Consider the following 16,149-nt stretch of genomic DNA (forward strand, 5'->3'; position numbering starts at 1 on the left):
CGCAGGCCTCAGCGCGACGCCGCGGAACGGCGGCGGCGGGTGCGGCCGGCGATTTCAGGCTCGGGGTTGGCGCTGGGCGCCGGGACCACCTTCACCGCAGCCCGCGCGGCCGGAGCAGGGGCCGCAGCCCCCACAGCGGCCAGCTCCCGGCGGGGAGCCCGGTCGGCTCCGCGGCTGTCCCGGCCGCCATCACGGCCACTGTCACGGCCCCCATCACGGCCGCCCCGGCCCCGCGGAGCCGGACGGCTGTCGGGCTCGGCATCGGCCCGCCCCTTGTAGGCGGGTGTGCCGGCAGGAGCAGGCTGCACCAGGCAGATGATCAGCGGCTCCACCTGCAGCTCGCGCCGCAGACGGCGCTGCAGGCCCAGCTCCACCTCACGCTGCACACCCACCCAGTCCACGTCGGGAGCCTTGCCTCCGGTGTTGCGGCTGAGCTGGCTCCAACGGTTCTCGAGCACCCAGGTGATCTCCCGCTCGGCCCAGAGGCTGAGCTTGCGGGCATCGGCGGTGGTGACCACCCCGCGCAGGTTCACCCGCGGCGGCGCCGCCATCACGCCGTCGGTGCTGATCACGGCCAGCAGGGTGATCACCCCGTCTTCCGCCAGTTGCTGGCGCTCCTTGAGCACCCGGGCATCCACGATGCCGTTGCGGGAGGCGTCGAGCAGTTCGATGCCGGCCTTCACCGGATCCCCCCGGCGGATCGAATCGGGCGTGAGTTCCACCACATCACCGTTGTCGATGATCAGCGTGTTCTCGGGCGGAATGCCCATCGACATGCCGGTCTTGGCGTGGGCCACGAGCATGCGGTGCTCGCCGTGCACCGGCACGAAGAACTTCGGCTTGGTGAGGGCCAGCATCAGCTTCTGGTCCTCCTGGAAGCCATGGCCGGACACGTGGATGCCCTCGCCCTTGCCGTAGACCACCTTGGCACCCAGCATCATCAGCCGGTCGATGGTGTTCACCACGGAGATGGTGTTGCCGGGGATGGGGCTGGCCGAGAAGATGATCGTGTCTGACGACTTCACCTGCACCTGGGGATGCTCGCCGCGGGAGATGCGGCTCAGCGCGGCCAGCGGCTCGCCCTGGCTGCCGGTCATCAGCAGCAGGGTTTCGCGATCCGGCAGATCACGGATCTGCTTGATCGGCACGAACAGATCATCGGGGGCGCGCATGTAGCCCAGCTCGCGGGCCTTGGCGATCACGTTGAGCATGGAGCGGCCCAGCAGGCCCACCTTGCGGCCATTCTTCATCGCCAGTTCCAGAACCATCGCCACGCGATGGATCGAGCTGGCGAAGGTGGTGATGATCACCCGCCCCTCGGCCTGGGCGATGTGCTGGTCGAGCTTCGGAAACACCGAGCGCTCGGGGGGGCAGAAGCCCGGCACTTCCGCATTGGTGGAATCACTGAACAGGCACAGCACACCCTGGTCGCCGTAGTGGGCGAGGCGGGCCATGTCGAAGTGCTCACCGTCCACAGGGGTGTGGTCGAACTTGAAGTCCCCGGTGAAGATCACGGTGCCCACCGGCGTGGTGATGGCCAGCGAAAAGCTGTCCGCCATCGAGTGGGTGTTGCGGATGAACTCCACGGAGAAGTACTGCCCCACCTTCACCACATCGCGTGGGGCCACGGTCTGGAGGATGGTGCGGTCCATCACCCCGGCTTCCTCCATCTTGCCGGTGAGCATGGACAGCGCCAGGCGCGGCCCATGAATCACTGGAATAGTGAAGTTCTTGAGGTGGTGGGCAATACCGCCAATGTGATCCTCGTGACCATGGGTCACGATCATGCCGCGGATGCGTTTCTGATTTTCCTTCAGATAACTGGTGTCCGGCATCACCACGTTCACGCCGTGCATGCCATCACTGGGAAAAGCCAGACCGGCATCCACCAGCATGATGTCGTCGCCGTACTCGAAGACGCAGGTGTTCTTGCCGATCTCGTGGAGGCCCCCGAGGGGGATCACCCGCAGGGCAGGCTGCTTGGTATGGGTACTGCTACGGCCGTTGGAACTGGACATGTAAGAAAAATCGAAGAATCAGAAGATCAACTGGATGGTGCTGACACCGCGTCAGCAATCAGCCTTGGCGTCAGGTGGGACGCAGGGCGGCCAGGGTTTCGGACAGGCGTTGTTTCACGGCTTCACTCGCAGCGAGAAGGGGAAGTCTTGGGGCACCCACCGGCCAGCCCTGCAGCTCGAGAGCCGCTTTCACGGGCACGGGGTTGGTGGTGCAGAAGAGGGCGCGGGTCAGGGGCAGCAGCTGCTCGTGCAGGGCCAGGGCCTGGGCCGGATCGCCCGCCAGGAAGGCCTGCACCAGGCGGGCGATCTGCGGACCCGCCACATGACTGGCCACACTCACCACACCCACGGCGCCCACGGCCAGCATCGGCAGGGTGAGGGCGTCGTCGCCGGAGTAGATCGCCAGCCGGTCGCCGCAGCAGAGCCGGAGGGCGCTCACCTCATCGGTGCTGCCGCTGGCCGCCTTGAAGGCCACCACGTTGGGCAGGTCCAGCAGCCGCGCCACGGTGTCCGGCGCCAGGCTGGTGCCCGTGCGGCCCGGAATGTTGTAAAGCATCAGTGGCAGGTCCGGCGCCGCCTGGGCGATGGCGCGGAAGTGGGCCTCCAGCCCGTCCTGGGGAGGCTTGTTGTAGTAGGGCACCACCACCAGGGCCCCGTCGGCGCCGAGGGCCGCGGCTTCCCGGGTGGCCTCGATCGCCTCGGCGGTGCAGTTGCTGCCGCTGCCGGCCACCAGGTGGGCCCGTCCGCCCACCGCCTGCTTCACCGCGGCGAACAGCGCGTGCTGCTCCTCCCAGCTGAGGGTGGGCGACTCACCGGTGGTGCCGCAGATCACCAGTCCGTCGGATCCGTGGCACACCAGGTGGTCGGCCAGGCGGGCCGCCAGGTCGAGGTCCACCTGCCCATCGGGACGGAACGGGGTGACCATGGCCGTGACGACCCTGCCGAAGGGAGCCCGGTTCCAGGGCGGTGACAGGGCGGCTCCGCTCAAGCCTCACCTCCCGGTCTGTCCTGGAGGAGCAGTTCGGCGATCTGCACGGCATTGAGGGCGGCGCCCTTGCGGATCTGATCGCCGCAGAGCCACAGCTCGAGCGCGTTGGGATCGCTCAGATCCTGGCGGATGCGGCCCACGGCCACCGGATCGCGGCCGGTCACGTCGGTGGGCATGGGGAAGCGGTTGGTCTCGAAGTTCTCGATCAGCTCCACGCCGGGGGCCCGGGCCAGCAGCGCCCGGGCCTCGTCCACCGGGAACGGCTCCTCGAAGCGGATGTTCACCGCCTCGGAATGGGCCCGCAGCACCGGCACCCGCACACAGGTGGCGGACAGCCGCAGCTCCGGCAGGCCCATGATCTTGCGGGTTTCATGGAGCATCTTGAGCTCCTCCTCGCAGTAGCCGTTGGGCTGAAGCGGCGAGTTGTGGAGGAAGAGGTTGAACGCCAGCGAATGGGGCAGCACGGTGCTGACCGGCTCCCCTCCGTCCAGCACCGTGCGGCTCAGGTCCCGCAACTCCTCCATGGCCCGGGCGCCCGCCCCACTGGCCGACTGGTAGGTGCTGACCACCACCCGCTCGATCCGGCGCCTGGCCTGGAGTGGGGCCAGAGCCAGCGTGAGCAGGATCGTGGTGCAGTTGGGGTTGGCGATGATGCCGCGGTGCCCACGGGCGCTCTCGGGATTCACCTCGGGCACCACCAGCGGCACGGCGGGATGGAGACGGAAGGCGCTGGAGTTGTCGATCACCACCGCACCCGCCGCCGCCGCCAGCGGCGCCCAGCGGCGCGACACCGATCCACCGGCGGAGGCCAGCACCAGGTCCACCCCCTCGAAGACTCCCTCTTCCACCGGCTGGATCGTGAGGGAGCGCTCCTGCCAGCGGAGTGACTGACCGGCGGAGCGGGGTGAGGCCAGCGGCAGCAGCTCGGCCACGGGGAAGGCCCTCTCCTCCAGGAGTTGCAGCAGCTCCTGGCCCACGGCACCGGTGGCGCCGAGGATGGCCACCCGCAGGGGCCGCCGCGGCAGGGTGGCGGGTGCGGTGCTCGTCCAGGACTGGGCCTCAGCGGTGCTGGAGGCGGGAGCGGTGGATGGGGCGGTGGTCAAGGAAGGGGCAGGGGAAGAAGGGTAGGGGCGAGATGACGGGGCCTGTGCCGCACTGCCGCCCCCGGGTCAGTGGCTCTGGGGAGGGCTCGGGATGGGTGGCTGCGGGCCTCGGAAGCAGGACCGGCTGAGCCGCGGGGAGGACTGGGGGGTTGGTCTGGTTCGGCCTTGGAGGAGAGGGAATGGATGAAAAACTGTTGGGGCGGTCTGGTGGCACGCTCTGCGGGGGCGGGGGCAGCGGCGGATCCGGCAGACCTCGCGCTGCGGCCGTCATCAACCTTGGCGAAGACGGGAAGGCTGAGGCTGACCCGGACGGTGAGCGCAGCAGCAGGGGGAGTGAACCTGACCAGAACCGGAGCCGTACACCGAGCGTGGTGGCGCCGCCCGGCACCGTGGGCAGGGCGGCGGTGTCAATGCAGCGAAGACTACTGCGAACCGGACCAGAACAGCCACTTTCTTAGGATGGGGGGCTGCATCGAGCTGCCATGAGTCCTGCTGCCGCCTCTCCTGCCCCCACAAGCCCTTCGAGCGCCGGCGATGCGCTCACGGTGAAAGCCAGTCCCCGGCCCGGCAGCCGGGTGGCCCTCGAGGTGGCCATCAGCGGCGCCCGCAGCCAGGCCAGCTACGACGCCGCGCTGGAGAAGCTGAGCCGCAGCGTGAAGCTGCCCGGATTCCGCAAGGGCAAGGTGCCCCGCCCTGTGCTGCTGCAGCAGATCGGCCCCCTGCGCCTGCGGGCCACGGCGCTGGAGGAGCTGGTGGATGCCGCCTTCCGCGATGCCCTGGCCCTGGAGGAGGTGGCCCCGATCGGCCGCCCGGAACTCAGCGAGGCCTTCGAGGCGGTGCTGGAGCGCTTTCAGCCCGGCACCGACCTGAGCTTCACCCTGGAGCTGGATGTGGAGCCCTCACCCAGCCTCAAGAAGACCCGCGGCCTGCAGGCCGAGGCCGAGGCGATCAGCTACGACCCGGCCCGCGTCGACGAACTGATCGAGCAGTCGCGCCGACAGCTCGCCACGCTGGTTCCGGTGGAACACCGGAGCGCCGAGAGCGGCGATGTGGCCGTGCTTGCGTTCAGCGGCGTCTTCACCGACACCGGAGAGGCAATCAGCGGCGGCAGCAGTGAGGCCACCGAAGTGGAGCTCGAAGAAGGCCGCATGATTCCGGGCTTCGTGGAGGGTGTGATCGGCATGGCCGTCGGCGAGAGCCGCAGCGTGGAGTGCCAGTTCCCCCAGAGCTACCCGCAGGAGGACGCCGCCGGCCGCGCCGCCCGCTTCGAGATCAGCCTCAAGGACCTCAAGGCCCGCGAGCTGCCGGCCCTGGATGACGCCTTCGCCCAGCAGGCCAGCGACAAGCAGACCCTGGCCGACCTGCGCTCCGATCTGGAGACCCGCCTCAAGGAGGAGGCCGAGCGCCGGGCCAAGGCGGCCCGCCACGAGGCGCTGCTGGGCGCCCTGGTGGAGGAACTGGAGGTGGAGCTGCCCGAAACCCTGGTGCAGCAGGAAATCCGCAACCTGATCGAACAGACGGCCGGCCAGATCGCCCAGCAGGGCATGGACGTGAAGAAGCTGTTCACCCCCGATCTGGTGCGCAGCCTCATGGACACCTCCCGTCCCGAGGCCGAGCAGCGCCTGCGCCGCAGCCTGGCCCTGCAGGCACTCGCCAAGGCCGAGGCGATCACGGTGGAGGACACCGAGCTCGAGGCCAAGGTCAAGGAGATCAGCCGTGGCCTCAGCCAGCAGGGCAACATCGATCCCGCCCGCCTGCGTCAGGTAGTGGCCGACGACCTGCTGCAGGAGAAGCTGCTCGACTGGCTCGAGGTCCACAGCACCGTGACCGAGAAGGTGGCGGCCTCCGAACCGGAGGACACCACTGAGACGGAGACACCGGCCGCAGCCCCCGCCGCAGCCAAGGCCAGCTCGGCCGATTCCCAGGCCTGATTCCCAGGCCTGAGCAGAGCGAGCCCTGGCGCCCCAAGGCGTTCCCGGCGCCCGCCGCTGGGATCGCCATAGATTGCATTCACAACAGCCCCTACCCGTGCGCGTGATCCACGCCCATCAGCCCGTCGCCCAGCGGTCCCACCCCATCCAGAACCTCTGGACGGGGCCCCGCCCCGACGCCACGATCCTCACCCCCTCGGCGGCCCCCGGGGTGCTACCCACGGTGGTGGAGCAGTCGGGCAAGGGGGAGCGGGCCTTCGACATCTACTCGCGCCTGCTGCGCGAGCGGATCATCTTCCTGGGCACCGGCATCGACGACGCGGTGGCCGACGCCCTGGTGGCCCAGCTCCTCTTCCTGGAAGCGGAGGATCCGGACAAGGACATCCAGATCTACATCAACTCCCCCGGGGGGTCGGTCACGGCGGGTCTGGCCATCTACGACACCATGCAGCAGGTGGCTCCCGATGTGGTGACCATCTGTTACGGACTGGCGGCCTCGATGGGAGCCTTCCTGCTCTCGGGGGGCACCAAGGGCAAGCGGCTGGCCCTGCCCAGCGCCCGGATCATGATCCACCAGCCGCTGGGCGGCGCCCAGGGCCAGGCGGTGGACATCGAGATCCAGGCCAAGGAGATCCTGTTCCTCAAGGACACGCTCAACGGCCTGCTGGCCGAACACACCGGCCAGCCCCTCGAGAAGATCGCTGAGGACACCGACCGGGACTACTTCCTCTCCCCCGCCGAGGCTGTGGACTACGGCCTGATCGACCGGGTGGTGAACGAAACCCCGGCCCCTGACGCCGCGCCCTGACGCCACCACACCCCCACAGCCTGACCCCAGCGCATGCCTGTTCTTCTTTCTGGACCGACGGCCCGCTCGACGATGGTGCCTCACCCAGATCTGTGGGAAGGTGAGGCCCCCGGCCGCAGCCTGGGGCCACTGTCGATCCTGTTTGATCCTTAAGGAAACCTGCCGGATCCAGCCTCTGGGTCAATGCTGATCCTGGGCTCAGTGCCTCTGACCCTCCCTTCCCCGGACGTCTCGTCCCGCCGATCCTGCCGATGGCCAAGTTCGACGCCCACCTGAAGTGCTCGTTCTGCGGCAAGTCCCAGGAGCAGGTTCGCAAGCTGATCGCCGGCCCGGGGGTCTACATCTGCGACGAGTGCATCGATCTCTGCAATGAGATCCTCGATGAAGAGCTGGTGGACACCCACAGCGGCGGTGGCGGTTCCCGCCATGGGGCCGAACCGGCCAGGAGCAAGGCTGGGGCCAAGAAACCCGCCAGGCCGGTTCCCACCCTGGCGGAGGTACCCAAGCCGCAGGAGATCAAGGCCTTCCTCGATCGCCAGGTGGTGGGCCAGGAGGAGGCCAAGAAATCCCTCTCCGTGGCTGTGTACAACCACTACAAGCGGCTGGCCTGGCAGGGCGATGGCAAGGGGGAAACCGACGAGACGGCCACCCGGCTGCACAAGAGCAACATCCTGCTGATCGGCCCCACCGGCTGCGGCAAGACGCTCCTCGCCCAGACCCTGGCGGAGATTCTCGAGGTGCCGTTCGCCGTTGCCGACGCCACCACCCTCACCGAGGCCGGCTACGTGGGGGAAGACGTGGAAAACATTCTCCTGCGTCTTCTGCAGAAGGCCGACATGGATGTGGAACTGGCCCAGCGGGGAATCATCTACATCGATGAGATCGACAAGATCGCCCGCAAGAGTGAAAACCCTTCCATCACCCGTGATGTCTCCGGCGAGGGGGTGCAGCAGGCGTTGCTGAAACTGCTGGAAGGCACCACGGCCAACGTGCCGCCCCAGGGGGGTCGCAAGCATCCTTACCAGGACTGCATCCAGATCGACACCAGCCAGATCCTGTTCATCTGCGGCGGAGCCTTCGTGGGCCTCGACGATGTGGTGCAGAAGCGGATGGGGCGCAACGCCATCGGTTTCATCCACCCGGATGGCGGCAACCGACCCCGCAATGCCAAGGAACGGCAGGCCGCCGATGTGCTCCGCCACCTGGAACCCGACGACCTGGTGAAGTATGGGCTCATTCCCGAATTCATCGGCCGTCTGCCGGTCAGCGCGGTGCTGGAGCCCCTGGACATCCACGCCCTGGAGGCCATCCTCACCGAACCGCGCGACGCCCTTGTGAAGCAGTTCCAGACCCTGCTGAGCATGGACGACGTCCAGCTCCACTTCGAGCAGGGTGCGATCGAAGCGATCGCTGCCGAGGCCCATCGCCGCAAGACCGGCGCCCGGGCCCTGCGCGGCATCCTCGAGGAGCTGATGCTCGACCTGATGTATGACCTGCCCTCACGCCGCAACGTGAAGACCTTCACCGTGACCCATGACCTGGTGCAGCAGCGCAGCCAGGCCAAGGTGGTGCCGCTGGGATCCGGTCACGAAGACGCCCAGGCCAGCGCCTGACGACAGCCACTTGAGCGCCGCCGACCATCTGCAGGTTCCCCGCCAGCACGGCCTGTTCAGCCACCACGGCATCGATCTTGGCGACGGCACCGTGGCCCACTATCTGGAGGGGCGCGAGATCCTGCGCAGCAGCACCCAGGACTTCAGCCGCGGCCAACCGGTGAGTGTGGTGGATTACCCCGAGGGGAGCTGTTCCCCCGCCGGGCTCTGCCTGCGCCGCGCCATGGGACGGCTCGGGGAGCAGAACTACAACCTGCTGTTCAACAACTGCGAGCACTTCGCCCACTGGTGCAAGACCGGCCGGCACCGCAGCGCCCAGGTGGAGGGGTGGCTGCACTCGGGCAGTCTCGGCGCCCTGGCCCTGGGCCAGTGGATGCCGGCCGCGGTGTTGACCGCCGCCAGACTGCTGCTGCGCCAGGGCGGCCGGCTGGACGGCCTGAGCCTGGAGGGCCTGAACCTGGATCCGGCCCAGCTGGAGAAGGGTCTCGATCTGGCGCGCCAGACCATCGCCCAGCTCGAGGGCCTGCGCCAGAAACTGCAGGCCAGCCTCGACGACGCCCTGGCCAGGGCCGAAGCCCGCTGGGGGCAGGGTCAGTTCGAGAGCCTGCGGCGTTCGGCCCAGGCCCTGGCCGACCAGCTGGCCGAAGTGGAGGATCTCGAGGTGGCCCTGGAGTCGCGCCTGCATGGACTGCTGGAACCCGGGGACGACCAGTAACCTCGACATCCCGCCTGCCTGAGGCCGCCCCATGGGCCAGGCCTACCAGCCCCTCCACCACAAGTACCGGCCCCAGCGGTTCGACCAGCTGGTGGGCCAGGAGGCGATCGCCGCCACGATGGCCAACGCGCTGCGTTCCGGCCGGATCGCGCCGGCCTACCTGTTCAGCGGGCCCCGCGGCACCGGCAAGACCTCCAGCGCCCGCATCCTGGCGCGCTCCCTCAACTGCATCGGCGCAGACGGCCCGACGCCGGAGCCCTGCGGGCGCTGCGAGCTGTGCACCACGATCGCCGCAGGCAACGCCCTCGACGTGATCGAGATCGATGCCGCCTCCAACACCGGGGTGGACAACATCCGCGAGCTGATCGAGCGCTCCCGCTTCGCCCCGGTGCAGGCGCGCTGGAAGGTGTACGTGGTGGATGAATGCCACATGCTGTCCACGGCGGCCTTCAACGCCCTGCTCAAGACCCTGGAGGAGCCGCCGCCCCAGGTGGTGTTCGTGCTGGCCACCACCGACCCGCAGCGGGTGCTGCCCACCATCCTCAGCCGCTGCCAGCGGTTCGATTTCCGCCGCATCCCGCTGCAGGCCCTGGAACGGCACCTGACCTGGATCGCCGGGGAGGAAGGCATCGCCATCACCCCCGAGGCCCTGCACGTTGTGGCCCAGCGGGCCCAGGGGGGATTGCGGGATGCCGAGAGCCTGCTCGACCAGCTCAGCCTGCTGCCGCCCCCGATCGCGGTGGATGCCGTGTGGGACCTGCTGGGGGCGGTGCCCGAACAGGAACTGCTCCAGCTGGCCGGCGCCCTGGCTGGCGCCGAGCCGGTTGCCCTGATCGAGGCGACGCGGCACCTGCTGGAGCGGGGCCGCGAGCCGGCGGCGGTGCTCCAGGGCATCACCAGCCTGCTGCGCGATCTGGTGCTGGCGGGCACCGCCCCGGACCGGCTGGACCTCACCGCCGTGTCCCCCCAGTTCCGCCCCCAGCTGCCGGAGCTGGCCCGCAGCCTCGGCAAGGCCAGGCTGCTGCAGTGGCAGGCGCAGCTCAAGGGCAGCGAGCAGCAGCTGCGCCACAGCGTCAACCCGCGGCTGTGGCTGGAGGTGCTGCTGCTGGGCCTGCTGGCGGGGCCGGTGCCTGCCGCCAATGCGCCGACGGCGCCGGCTGCGGCGGCACGGCCCGTCGCGGCGGGCGCCCCGCCGGCCGGGGCAGCACCGACGCCAGCCGACCCTGTCCCTGTCGCCGCCTCCGCGGCGCCCGCCCCTGCCACCGCAACCGCTCCTACGCCGCAGCCGGCCAGCTCAGCAGGCACCGGGCCAGAGCCTGAACCCCCGCCGGCGGACGCTCCCGATCTGCACGCGCTGTGGCAGCAGATCCTGGCCTGCCTGGAGCTGCCGTCCACGCGCATGTTGCTGTCCCAGCAGGCCCATCTGGTGCGCCTGGATGGACGCCGGGCCGTCGTGCAGGTGACCGCCAACTGGATCGCCATGGTGCAGAGCCGCCAGGCGCTGGTGGAGCAGGCCATCGCCAGGGCGCTGGGCAGCCCGCGGCAGATGGTGCTCGAGGCCGGAGGCGACCCTCCCCAGCCAGCGCCCGCAGCCCCGGCAGCTCCGGTCACCCGGGTGGCGCCCGCGCCCGCACCGGCTGCCCCTGAGACGCCTGCAGCTGCTCCGGCTGCCGCGCCTGCCGCGCCACCGGCCAGCCAGGCCAGCCAGGCCAGCCAGGCCAGCCAGGCGGCGCTCCACTCCGGTGCCGCAGCCACCGCCGCCGCCCCCGCTGCCGCTGCCGCTGCCACCGCCATCACCGGCACCGGTGCGGCGGCTTCCCAGGATCCCTCCCTGCTCGACGCCAGGGCACGCCGGCTGGCGGAATTCTTCAATGGCGAGGTGATCGACCTCGATGGCCCCCTCGAGGAGCTGGACGTCGGAGTGGCGTGAACCCCGCCAGCCGGGACCGGTGCCGGCCTCAGGCGATGGCCGACTCCTCCACGGCGGCATCCTCACATTCGCCTTCACCGAGGTGAGGGGTCTTGGCCCACACCAGACGCTTCGGAAACAGAGCCATCCGCAGGCTGGTCCAGGGGATCACCACGAACCAGTGGCCCAGATAGACGATTCCCAAGGCGAGGTTGCCGGGGCCCATCCGCGGGAACACGGGTCCCTCGCTGCTGCGTCGGCACCCCAGCAGGATCGAACAGCCGGAGAGCCCGAAGGCCACGAACGACAGGGGCCAGATCGTGGGGGCGGTGAGCGTGAGCAGCGCCCCCACCAGATCGGCCATGGCCACCATCGGCATGGCGTACTGCAGCAGGAAGAAGCAGAGCAGATCGAGCTTGCGGCGGCCGTTCACCCGATCGGAGAGGAGGCCTGGGGCATAGTCGAAGAAGCGTTGCAGGCCGCCCTCGGCCCAGCGCTGCCGCTGGCGCCAGAGGGCGGAAAGGCCCAGCACCGCTTCCTCTCGCACCGGCGGATCCCAGACGATTCCGATCGGCTGGCCATGCAGCAGCAGCCGGAAGCTCAGATCGAGGTCGTCGGTGACGGTGGCCTCGTTGAAGCCACCGGCGGCCAGCAGGGCATCACGGCGCAGCAGCTCACCGTTACCCCGCAGCTCCACCACACCACCGCGCTTGAGGCGGCCCTCCTGGATCACCGCGTCGAGCGCCATCTCCATGGCCTGGGCGCGGGTGAGCCAGTTGGCGAGGGGGTTGGCCACGGCCTTGCGCAACTGCACCGCGGACCAGCCGCAGGCCTCCGCCCGGGGGAGGAGCCGCTCCAGCGTGTCGGGCTGGAGGTCGGCATCGGCATCGAGCACCAGCATCCAGCGGGCCTGCAGGTGGGGCAGGGCCGTGTTCAGGGCACCGGACTTGCCGCCACCGGCATCCGCTTCCCTGCGGAGCACCTGAAGGAAGGGAAAGCGAGCGCGCAGCTCCTGGAGCACCTCAGGGGTGCGATCGGCACTGCCGTCATCCACCACCCAGAGCCGCAGATCCCCCGTGGTGGGCCGCAGGACGCTGATCCGCTCCACCAGCCTGGCGATCACCGCCTGCTCGTCGCGGGCGGCCACCACAACGTCCACACCGGCCGGCAGCGGGGCCTCCCCGGGCGGGCCATCGGCAGCAGGGGAGGGGTCGGAGGCCGGAGCTCCGGCAGGCTGGCCTGCGGCGGGCCGGCTGCCATCGGCATTCCCCACGCGGCCCCGACCCAGGGCCGGCAGCAGCACGGTGTAGAGGCTGTACCCCCCCAACAGCAGGGCCATGCCGGTGGCCGGCCACAGCCGCACGCCGGGTTCGAGCCAGTGGGGGAGCAGGCCGGCCCAGCCGCAGACGATCACGAACAGCGCTGACTTGCCGCGGCGCCCGCCGGAGCCAGGCTCCCTCTGGCCATCGGTGGTACTGCCGTCCGCGGCCATGGCGTTCCCGGAAGTGCACGGACTCTAAGGGGCACTCCCGTGGGGGTTGGTGTCCAGCGCAGACAGGGGTTGCAGGGTGGTGCCCGGGTAGTAGTGCTGAAGAATCCGCTGCAGGGGCCAGCCGCGCCGGGCCAGATCGATGGCGCCAGCCTGGGACAGGCCGGCACCATGGCCGAATCCTCCGCCCCCGAAGCGCCAACTGCCCGGGCCGCTCGGGCTCACCACGAACAAGGTGCTGGGCAGCTGGCGCAGGGTGCGGCGGATCGCATCCAGGCGCAGCACCGTGGAGCCGCCGCTGCCCTGGATCTGCAGGGCCAGCACGCGGCCGCTCGCCCCCCGCTCCAGCACCTTCACCTCCTGGGGGGTGCCCAGCTGCGGGGCCACCCGCTGCAGGGCCTGGGCGATCTGGCCTGCCGTGAGGGTGCGCGTCCAGCGGAAGCGGGGATGGTCGGCACCGTGGAAGCCGGAACCGGCCGCCAGCAGGTCCGGCACCCGGGCGTTCGCCAGCGGCAGGGGAAAGCGCGCCTTCAGGGCCTGGGACGCATCCACACCCGGGAGCAGGTAGGGCAGCGGGGCGCCGCTCCACACCTCCTCGAAACCGGCCGACACCCCGCCGTTGGTGGCGTGGTACACCGCATGGATGGGCTGTCCCTGCCAGGTCAGCACCTGGGAACGGGTGGCGGCGATGGCCTGGCGCACCCCAGCACCGGCCTGGCGTGGATCGGCGTAGACCTGGCACTGGGTATCGGCACACAGGTGGTAGCCGTCCACCGCAAAACGCACCCGGTTGCGCACGGCCCAGGTGCGGGCCAGCACGGCCTGGGCGGCGAGGGCGGCCTGGGGCGATCCGGCACCGATCTCATGGGGCACCACCCCCTGGAGGTAGCGCTCCAGCGGTACCTCCTCCACCAGGGCCCAGCTGCCGTAGGCGTCGGGCTGCAGCCGGAAAGGCCCCTGGAACAGCCCGCCCTGCCAATACAGTCCGCCCGGCGTTTCCAGCTGCAGCGGCCCTTCCAGAAGCACCGGGCCCGCGTCGCGACGCAGCTCCAGAACAGCCCGCTGGTCCAGTCGCTGCTCGACGCTCCTGGACGGACCGAGCCCCGGGGGCAGGGGGGCCGAGAGCGGCGCCCAGACCTCCCACTCCCGCGGGTTGGCGATGAGCGGCTCCACCCCGGCCGCCCGCCAGCGGCTGGCGGCCTCGTCGGCGCTCTCGTAGCTGGCGAAGGGGCCGAGCACCTGGCGGCGGATCTGCAGGGGCGGGTCCACCGGCACGGTGCGCCAGTGCAGCACCAGACGGGGCGAGCTGTAGCGGGCCCCATCGGGGGTGACGAGGGTGATCAGCCCGCCGCCGCTGCGCAGCTCCACCGGCGTGTCCGGGCGGAGATGGGAGGCGAGCCCCACCCAGAGCACCGGGTTGCGGGCGTCGAGCTCCGGAGGCTCCGGCACCGGCCAGCGCATCGATGCCTGGGCAGGCGGGGCGGGCGGGGCCGCCACAGGCGCCGCCTGGCAGCCCGTGGCCGCCAGCAGAACGCCTGCACCGAGTCCGCCCAGCAGCAGCGGCCTGCGGCGGCGGCCCTGGCGGATCGGCAGGCACACGGTGCTGCGGGGAGGGGTGCAGGGCATCGGCGGGGGCGCAGGCAAGGGGAACTTGGTGGAGGGCGGGGCCGCGTCGTACTCTGATTGTTTGTGCCCGCGTTGGGGAGACATGCCGAAGCTCAAGACCCGCAGAGCTGCCGCCAAGCGGTTCAAGGCCACCGGCAGTGGGAAGTTTCTGCGTCGCCGGGCCTTCCGTAACCACCTGCTGGATCACAAGAGCCCGAAGCGGAAGCGCTACCTGGGCACCATGGCCGTCGTCGACGAGCGCGACGCCGACAACGTGAGCGCCATGCTCCCTTACGCCTGAAGGCTGCGCGGCAGCCGTTCCCCGTCCCCATCCATCACCACACCTGATTTCCTGCCATGGCCCGCGTCAAGAGGGGCAACGTTGCCCGTAAGCGTCGTAACAAGATCCTGCGCCTGGCCCGCGGCTTCCGGGGTGGTAACGGCTCGCTGTTCCGCACCGCCAACCAGCGGGTGATGAAGGCCCTCTGCAACGCCTACCGCGACCGTCGCCGCCGCAAGCGCGATTTCCGCCGCCTCTGGATCGCCCGGATCAACGCCGCCGCCCGCCTCAACGGCATGAGCTACAGCCGTCTGGTCGGCGGGCTGAAGAAGGCCGACGTGCGTCTGAACCGCAAGATGCTGGCCCAGCTGGCCGTGATGGATCCCGGCAGCTTCAGCAGCGTGGTCGGCGCCGCCAGGAGCTGAAACCGCCGCCTGAAACCGCTCCGCCCTCAGCTCCGTCTTCCCACCCCGCGCCACCTTGGACACCCTCCTTCCCCAGGCCTATCTGATCGGCCTGGTTGTTCTCCTGGGCGGGGCTGCCGTGGTGGTGGCCCGCCAGGTCTGGAGAGCTCGGAGTGACGAGGTGACCCTGACCCGCCTGGAGCGGACCCTGACGCCTGGTGACACCCCGGGGTGCGCCGATGCCGCCAGCCTCTATGAGCTGGGTTCGGTGCAGTTGCGCAAGCGTCTCTACAGCCAGGCGGCCGACAGCCTCACCAGGGCCCTGCAGCTGGCCAGTGCCGAACAGGACCCGCCTGAGGCCGTGGCCCTGATCGAGAACGCCCTCGGTTTTGCCCTCGCCGCCCAGACCAAGTACAAGCCGGCCCTGAAGCACTACCGCGCCGCCCTCAAGGCCAAGCCTGACTACCCGGTGGCCCTGAACAACCTGGCGTACGCCCTCGAGAAGCTGCAGAACGCTGAGGAGGCCGTCGCCACTTACCGCAGGGTGCTCGAACTGGATGCGGGCAACCGGACAGCCCAGCGGCGGCTGACCCGCCTGGAGCGCACCCTGGGTTCGACCGCCGCCTGAATCCCCCTCACCACATGCCCCGCACCGGCAGGCCGGCAGGGCCCTGGGCTGGCATGGAGGTGGCCCGTGGGCGCAGGTCCAGGCGGCCGCCGGGGTTGGTGAGCCGCGGTGCGTTCCACCCGGAGAGCAGCAGCCCCTGCTGGCCGGAAAAGGCGCCGCCCATCTCCAGACCGCCCACATCACAGCGGCAGAGCAGCAGCAGATCGAGCTGGTCGGACTCCGCATTCAGGTTGCCCTGAATGGGTGTGGAGGTGCCATCGATGGTGATCGCCCCCCGCAGATCCACAATCTGTCCGAAAGCCTTGACGGCCGTGAGACGCATCTCGGCCGGCACAGGCCGGTTGGTGTCGAAGGGTTGGTAGGTGCCCACCCATTCCCTGGGGATCTCCCGCTCCAGAAGCTGGGCCCGACCGACGGGGTCGAAGGTTTCAACGGCGCCGCTGCCGTAGTCGTCCGCCTGGATGGTTGTGGAGGCGGGTGGGCTGAACGGCATGAAGCCGTCGCTGGCCAGGGGAGTGGCGGCCCTGGCCTGGGGAGGCACCAGGGGAACCGTCACCACGGGGATGGCCGCGAGCAGGAGGGGGCGAAGCGCGGCAATGGGCACGGCGGCGGCGATGGCTGGTGGGAGGCTAGATGGATTGTCATCCATGCGCCGGAA

14 protein-coding genes are annotated in these 16,149 nt (G+C 70.0%); 8 read left to right on the top strand and 6 right to left on the bottom strand.

Translation table 11 applies throughout. The annotated features are described in order from the left end of the window. Positions 1-8 precede the first annotated feature (8 nt). From CBM981_RS10850 to CBM981_RS10860, 3 genes are all read right to left on the bottom strand, one after another. A complete protein-coding gene (locus tag CBM981_RS10850; protein WP_087068417.1) occupies positions 9-2,018 on the bottom strand; it encodes a ribonuclease J in 2,010 nt (669 codons plus the stop codon). Between the two features lie 70 nt (positions 2,019-2,088). Next, entirely contained in the window at positions 2,089-3,006 is a 918-nt protein-coding gene (gene dapA / locus CBM981_RS10855; RefSeq protein ID WP_087068418.1) for a 4-hydroxy-tetrahydrodipicolinate synthase, read from the bottom strand. Further along, the gene (locus CBM981_RS10860) at positions 3,003-4,031 is read right to left on the bottom strand and encodes an aspartate-semialdehyde dehydrogenase (protein ID WP_087069360.1); all 1,029 of its coding nucleotides are present in this window, start codon (positions 4,029-4,031) and stop codon (positions 3,003-3,005) included. Before CBM981_RS10860 ends, dapA begins: the two co-directional genes overlap by 4 nt. A 560-nt stretch (positions 4,032-4,591) precedes the next feature. Between CBM981_RS10860 and tig the strand changes: the two genes are divergently transcribed. The 5 genes from tig (at position 4,592) to CBM981_RS10885 (ending at position 11,106) form a co-directional block, all read left to right on the top strand. Beyond that, entirely contained in the window at positions 4,592-6,040 is a 1,449-nt protein-coding gene (gene tig / locus CBM981_RS10865) for a trigger factor (protein WP_087068419.1), read from the top strand. A 103-nt stretch (positions 6,041-6,143) separates the two neighbouring features. Next, positions 6,144-6,848: an ATP-dependent Clp endopeptidase proteolytic subunit ClpP gene (gene clpP, locus CBM981_RS10870; protein ID WP_369801696.1), complete on the top strand. Its 705-nt coding sequence runs from the start codon at positions 6,144-6,146 to the stop codon at positions 6,846-6,848. A gap of 251 nt (positions 6,849-7,099) precedes the next feature. Further along, positions 7,100-8,461: an ATP-dependent protease ATP-binding subunit ClpX gene (gene clpX / locus CBM981_RS10875; RefSeq protein ID WP_087068420.1), complete on the top strand. Its 1,362-nt coding sequence runs from the start codon at positions 7,100-7,102 to the stop codon at positions 8,459-8,461. A gap of 10 nt (positions 8,462-8,471) precedes the next feature. Then, entirely contained in the window at positions 8,472-9,176 is a 705-nt protein-coding gene (locus CBM981_RS10880) for a lecithin retinol acyltransferase family protein (protein ID WP_087068421.1), read from the top strand. Positions 9,177-9,207: 31 nt separating this feature from the next. Then, positions 9,208-11,106, top strand: coding sequence for a DNA polymerase III subunit gamma/tau (locus CBM981_RS10885; protein ID WP_087068422.1), 1,899 nt, complete (start codon positions 9,208-9,210; stop codon positions 11,104-11,106). A 28-nt stretch (positions 11,107-11,134) separates the two neighbouring features. On the opposite strand, the gene CBM981_RS10890 is transcribed toward CBM981_RS10885, so the two are convergent. Both CBM981_RS10890 and CBM981_RS10895 read right to left on the bottom strand, forming a co-directional pair. Further along, positions 11,135-12,577, bottom strand: coding sequence for a glycosyltransferase family 2 protein (locus CBM981_RS10890; protein ID WP_172820877.1), 1,443 nt, complete (start codon positions 12,575-12,577; stop codon positions 11,135-11,137). A gap of 24 nt (positions 12,578-12,601) precedes the next feature. Then, positions 12,602-14,200, bottom strand: a complete 1,599-nt coding sequence (locus CBM981_RS10895) for a SpoIID/LytB domain-containing protein (RefSeq protein ID WP_087068423.1) — start codon at positions 14,198-14,200, stop codon at positions 12,602-12,604. An 82-nt stretch (positions 14,201-14,282) separates the two neighbouring features. Here CBM981_RS10895 and rpmI point away from each other — a divergent pair, with 82 nt between their 5' ends. From rpmI to CBM981_RS10910, 3 genes are read left to right on the top strand one after another with little or no spacing between them, the layout of a single operon-like run. Then, the gene (rpmI, locus tag CBM981_RS10900; RefSeq protein WP_087068424.1) at positions 14,283-14,480 is read left to right on the top strand and encodes a 50S ribosomal protein L35; all 198 of its coding nucleotides are present in this window, start codon (positions 14,283-14,285) and stop codon (positions 14,478-14,480) included. 56 nt (positions 14,481-14,536) lie between these two features. After that, positions 14,537-14,884, top strand: coding sequence for a 50S ribosomal protein L20 (rplT, locus tag CBM981_RS10905; protein WP_087068425.1), 348 nt, complete (start codon positions 14,537-14,539; stop codon positions 14,882-14,884). Positions 14,885-14,939: 55 nt separating this feature from the next. After that, positions 14,940-15,491, top strand: coding sequence for a tetratricopeptide repeat protein (locus tag CBM981_RS10910; RefSeq protein WP_087068426.1), 552 nt, complete (start codon positions 14,940-14,942; stop codon positions 15,489-15,491). Positions 15,492-15,498: 7 nt separating this feature from the next. Here the strand turns inward: CBM981_RS10910 and CBM981_RS10915 are convergent, their stop codons facing one another. Next, on the bottom strand, positions 15,499-16,095 hold the full coding sequence (locus CBM981_RS10915) for a hypothetical protein (protein WP_225867356.1): 597 nt from the start codon (positions 16,093-16,095) through the stop codon (positions 15,499-15,501). Positions 16,096-16,149 lie beyond the last annotated feature (54 nt).

It is taken from the genome of Cyanobium sp. NIES-981 (assembly GCF_900088535.1).
Taxonomy (GTDB): Bacteria; Cyanobacteriota; Cyanobacteriia; order PCC-6307; family Cyanobiaceae; genus NIES-981.

Bases quoted from the DNA above. Each gene is read 5' to 3' on its own strand.
- CBM981_RS10895 (WP_087068423.1), bottom strand. From the start codon at position 14,200: ATGCCCTGCACCCCTCCCCGCAGCACCGTGTGCCTGCCGATCCGCCAG.
- CBM981_RS10885 (WP_087068422.1), top strand. From the start codon at position 9,208: ATGGGCCAGGCCTACCAGCCCCTCCACCACAAGTACCGGCCCCAGCGG.
- CBM981_RS10850 (WP_087068417.1), bottom strand. From the start codon at position 2,018: ATGTCCAGTTCCAACGGCCGTAGCAGTACCCATACCAAGCAGCCTGCC.
- rplT (WP_087068425.1), top strand. From the start codon at position 14,537: ATGGCCCGCGTCAAGAGGGGCAACGTTGCCCGTAAGCGTCGTAACAAG.
- clpX (WP_087068420.1), top strand. From the start codon at position 7,100: ATGGCCAAGTTCGACGCCCACCTGAAGTGCTCGTTCTGCGGCAAGTCC.
- rpmI (WP_087068424.1), top strand. From the start codon at position 14,283: ATGCCGAAGCTCAAGACCCGCAGAGCTGCCGCCAAGCGGTTCAAGGCC.
- tig (WP_087068419.1), top strand. From the start codon at position 4,592: ATGAGTCCTGCTGCCGCCTCTCCTGCCCCCACAAGCCCTTCGAGCGCC.
- CBM981_RS10890 (WP_172820877.1), bottom strand. From the start codon at position 12,577: ATGGCCGCGGACGGCAGTACCACCGATGGCCAGAGGGAGCCTGGCTCC.